Annotated in this window: 5 protein-coding genes; all 5 read left to right on the top strand. The window is 69.4% G+C overall.

Annotated elements, in window-relative coordinates; genetic code table 11:
* The first annotated feature begins 36 nt into the window (after positions 1-36).
* Positions 37-972: a 2-hydroxyacid dehydrogenase gene (locus Q7P21_RS20150; protein ID WP_304180140.1), complete on the top strand. Its 936-nt coding sequence runs from the start codon at positions 37-39 to the stop codon at positions 970-972.
* A 43-nt stretch (positions 973-1,015) separates the two neighbouring features.
* Positions 1,016-1,387, top strand: a complete 372-nt coding sequence (locus tag Q7P21_RS20145) for a VOC family protein (RefSeq protein ID WP_304180137.1) — start codon at positions 1,016-1,018, stop codon at positions 1,385-1,387.
* A gap of 37 nt (positions 1,388-1,424) precedes the next feature.
* Entirely contained in the window at positions 1,425-2,396 is a 972-nt protein-coding gene (locus tag Q7P21_RS20140) for a metalloregulator ArsR/SmtB family transcription factor (RefSeq protein WP_304164937.1), read from the top strand.
* Positions 2,393-3,322 (top strand): methylenetetrahydrofolate reductase [NAD(P)H], encoded by a 930-nt coding sequence (metF, locus tag Q7P21_RS20135; protein ID WP_304180135.1) that lies wholly within the window; start codon positions 2,393-2,395, stop codon positions 3,320-3,322. Before Q7P21_RS20140 ends, metF begins: the two co-directional genes overlap by 4 nt.
* Positions 3,319-3,608: MBL fold metallo-hydrolase (locus tag Q7P21_RS20130; protein WP_304180133.1), on the top strand; the 290-nt coding region annotated here is incomplete at its 3' end. The genes metF and Q7P21_RS20130, both read left to right, overlap by 4 nt.

Raw genomic sequence — 3,608 nt, 5'->3', positions numbered from 1 at the left:
TCCCCGCTATAGGACGCTCATCCCCAGGAGCGCCGCATGTCCAATTCTCCCGTCGTCTTGATCTCCCACGAGATGCTCGGCCCCATCCAGCCGGGGCTCGAGGCCCAGGGCTATCGGGTGGCGCGGCGGTGGGACATGACGCCGGAGCTCGCCGCCGAGGTGCGGGCCATCGTCCATGCCGGCGAGATCGCCCTGTCGCCGGAGTTCCTGGCCTCGCTGCCGGCCCTGAAGCTGATCGCCAATGTCAGTGTCGGCTATGACGGGGTCGATGTGGCCTGGTGCCGGGCGCGGGGGATCGAGGTCTCCCATGCCGAGGGGTTGAACGCCGAGGACGTGGCCGACCATGCCGTGGGCCTGTTGATCGCCTCGTGGCGCGACATCGTGCGCGGCGACCAGATGGTGCGGGCTGGCGGCTGGACCATGGCCGACCGCATGGGCGCGCGCCCGGGTCTGAAGGGCCGCAAGGTCGGCGTCATGGGGCTAGGCTATATCGGCCAGGCGGTGGCGACCCGGGTGGAGGCCTTCGGCATGCAGGTGGCCTGGTGGGGGCCGCGGCCCAAGCCGGAGGCCCGCTGGCCCCGGGCCGAGAGCCTGCTGGCGCTGGCGGCCGACAGCGACATCCTGGTGGTGGCCTGCCGCGCCGACGCCTCCAACCGCCAGGCGGTCAATGCGGCGGTGATCGAGGCGGTCGGTCCGCGCGGCCTGATCGTCAATGTGGCGCGCGGTTCGATCATCGACGAGGACGCCCTGATCGCGGCGTTGAAGGACGGCCGGCTGGGCCGCGCGGCCCTGGACGTCTTCGCCCAGGAGCCGACCCCGGCCGCCCGCTGGGCCGAGGTTCCGGGCACGGTGTTGACCCCCCACTCGGCCGGGACCACGGTGGATTCCCTGCCCCTGATGATCGGCCAGTGCTTTGAGAACCTGCGGCGGTTCTTCGCGGGCGAACCCTTGGCCAGCCCGGTTCCGGACTGATCTTTCCGGACGGCTCTGGCGGCGCGACCTGGAGAGATCGAACATGCCGCGGGTGCTCGGAATAGGCGGGGTCTTCTTCAAGGCCGAGGACCCCAAGGCGCTGGCCGCCTGGTACGCCCGGGTGCTGGGCTTTCCCGTCGAGGACTGGGGCGGCGCCCAGTGGCCGCATCCCGATCGTGGCTATTCGCTCTGGACCGCCTTTCCCCGCGACACGACCCACTTCGCCCCGTCCGAGGCGCCGTTCATGATCAATCTGATCGTAGAGGATCTCGACGGCGTGCTGGCCAAGGCGGCCAGCGAAGGGGTGGAGCCCCTGGGGCGGGACGACAGCGACGCCTATGGCCGCTTCGCCTGGATCATGGATCCGGCCGGCCTGAAGGTGGAGCTCTGGGAGCCGCCGCCTCCCGCGCCTTAACTTGACATAAAGACATAAAGATATCTTTATGTGACCCATGAGTCTGACCTCGGGCCAAGCTGTCGATGTGCTGCGCGCGGCGGGCGAGCCCAGCCGCATGCGCATTCTCGCCCTGCTGGCCCATGAGGAGCTGGCGGTGCTGGAACTCTGTCGGGTTCTGGACCAGAGTCAGCCCCGTGTCTCGCGCCATCTGAAGCTGCTGGCCGACGCCGGGCTGGTCGAGCGGTTTCCGGACGGCGCCTGGGTGTTCTACCGGCTGGTCTCGGGCGGCGAGCCGCGCCGGCTGACCGACGAGACCCTGCGGCTGATCGATCCTGCCGACCCGATCCTGCTGCGCGATATCAGCCGGCTGCAGGAGGTCCGCGCCGAACGCTCCACCGAGGCCGGGGAGTATTTCGCCCGCAACGCCGCGCGCTGGGACGAGATCCGCTCGCTCTACATTTCCGAGACCGCCGTCGAGGCGGCGATCCTCAAGGCCGCGGGGCCGGGCCCCTTCAAGCGGCTGGTCGACCTGGGCTCCGGCACCGGGCGCATGCTGACCCTGCTGGGGCCCCACGCCGAGCTGGCCGTGGGCCTCGACCTGTCGCAGCAGATGCTGAACATCGCCCGCGCCCATGTGGCCGACGCCGGGCTGTCGCGCTGCGAACTGCGCCATGGCGACATCTTCTCAACCCGCCTGCCGGGCCAGAGCGCTGATCTCGTGGTGGTGCACCAGGTGCTGCACTATCTGGGCGATCCAGGCGCGGCGGTGCGCGAGGCCGGGCGGCTGGTGGCCGAGGGCGGCCGGCTGATCATCGTCGACTTCGCACCGCACGGTCTCGAATTCCTGCGCGAGCAGCACCAGCATCGCCGCCTGGGCTTCGCCGAGGCCGAGATGGAGCGCTGGCTGCATGAGGCGGGGCTGGCCAAGGTCCGCGCCGCCGCCCTGCCGCCCGCTCGCCGCGACGGCCTGACTGTCAAGATCTGGACCGGGGAACGGGTCCGTCAAACCAACAGGAGCGCGGCATGACCGCTACAGCCCTGGGCCCCGTGGCCCGCGCCGGCTCTGGCCTGGCCAAGCGTCCGAAGGTCTCCTTCGAGTTCTCGCCGCCCAAGACCCCGGAAGCGGAGGAGAGCCTCTGGGAGGCGATCCGGCGGCTCGAACCGCTGAATCCGGAATTCGTCTCGGTGACCTATGGGGCCGGCGGCTCGACCCGCGACCGCACCCACCGCACGGTGGTGCGGATGCTGAAGGAGACGCGGCTGAAGCCCGCCGCCCACCTGACCTGCGTCGAGGCCTCGCGCGCCGAGGTCGATGAGGTGGTCCAGGCCTATTGGGACGCCGGCATCCGCCACATCGTCGCCCTGCGCGGCGATCCGCCCGGCCAGATCGGCGGGGTCTATGTCCCGCGCGCCGACGGCTATCTGAACGCCACCGAGCTGACCGCCGGCATCAAGGCGGTGGGCGATTTCGAGGTCAGTGTCAGCCTCTATCCCCAGACCCATCCGGAGAGCGGCTCGGTCGATCGCGACATCGATGTGCTGAAGGCCAAGATCGACGCTGGCGCCACCCGGGCGATCACCCAATTCTTCTATGATATCGACAGCTTCCTGCGGTTCATGGAGAAGGTGCGCAAGGCGGGCGTGACCATCCCGATCTCGCCGGGGATCATGCCGGTCTCGAACTTCAAGGGCCTGAAGAAGATGGCTGGGCCGGTGGGGATCACCATCCCGTCCTGGCTGGGCAATCTGTTCGAGGGGCTCGACAAGGATCCGGAGACCCGCAAGCTGATCGCGGCCTCGGTCGCCACCGAGATGTGCGCGCGACTGGCCGAGGAAGGCTTCTCGGACTTCCACTTCTACACCCTGAACCGCGCCGACCTCGTCTACGCCATCTGCCGGGTGCTGGGCGTGCGCGAGGACCCGTCCGAACCCGTGCAAGAGGCCGCCGCATGAAACCCCTCTGGATCGCCGCCGGCGCCGCGACCCTGGCCGGCCTCGCCGCCGTGGCCTTCGCGCAATCGCCCGCCTCCTGGGTGACCCCGACCGCGCCGTTCAAGATCGCCGACAATCTCTATTATGTGGGCTCGGCCGGCATCTCGACCTTCCTGATCACCACCCCCAAGGGCCACATCCTGATCGATGGCGGCATGCCGGGGACGGCCAAGCAGATCGAGGCCAGCATCACGACCCTGGGCTTCAAGCCCACGGACGTGAAGGTGCTGCTCAACACCCACGCCCA

The organism is Phenylobacterium aquaticum (assembly GCF_947378715.1).
Taxonomy (GTDB): Bacteria; Pseudomonadota; Alphaproteobacteria; order Caulobacterales; family Caulobacteraceae; genus Phenylobacterium; species Phenylobacterium aquaticum_A.
Note: the sequence above shows the minus strand (reverse complement) of the source record. Positions and strands in the feature narration are given on the sequence as shown.

Excerpts from the sequence above, each read along its gene's own strand:
- Q7P21_RS20150 (WP_304180140.1), top strand. The coding sequence starts at position 37 with ATGTCCAATTCTCCCGTCGTCTTGATCTCCCACGAGATGCTCGGCCCC.
- Q7P21_RS20145 (WP_304180137.1), top strand. The coding sequence starts at position 1,016 with ATGCCGCGGGTGCTCGGAATAGGCGGGGTCTTCTTCAAGGCCGAGGAC.
- Q7P21_RS20140 (WP_304164937.1), top strand. The coding sequence starts at position 1,425 with ATGAGTCTGACCTCGGGCCAAGCTGTCGATGTGCTGCGCGCGGCGGGC.
- metF (WP_304180135.1), top strand. The coding sequence starts at position 2,393 with ATGACCGCTACAGCCCTGGGCCCCGTGGCCCGCGCCGGCTCTGGCCTG.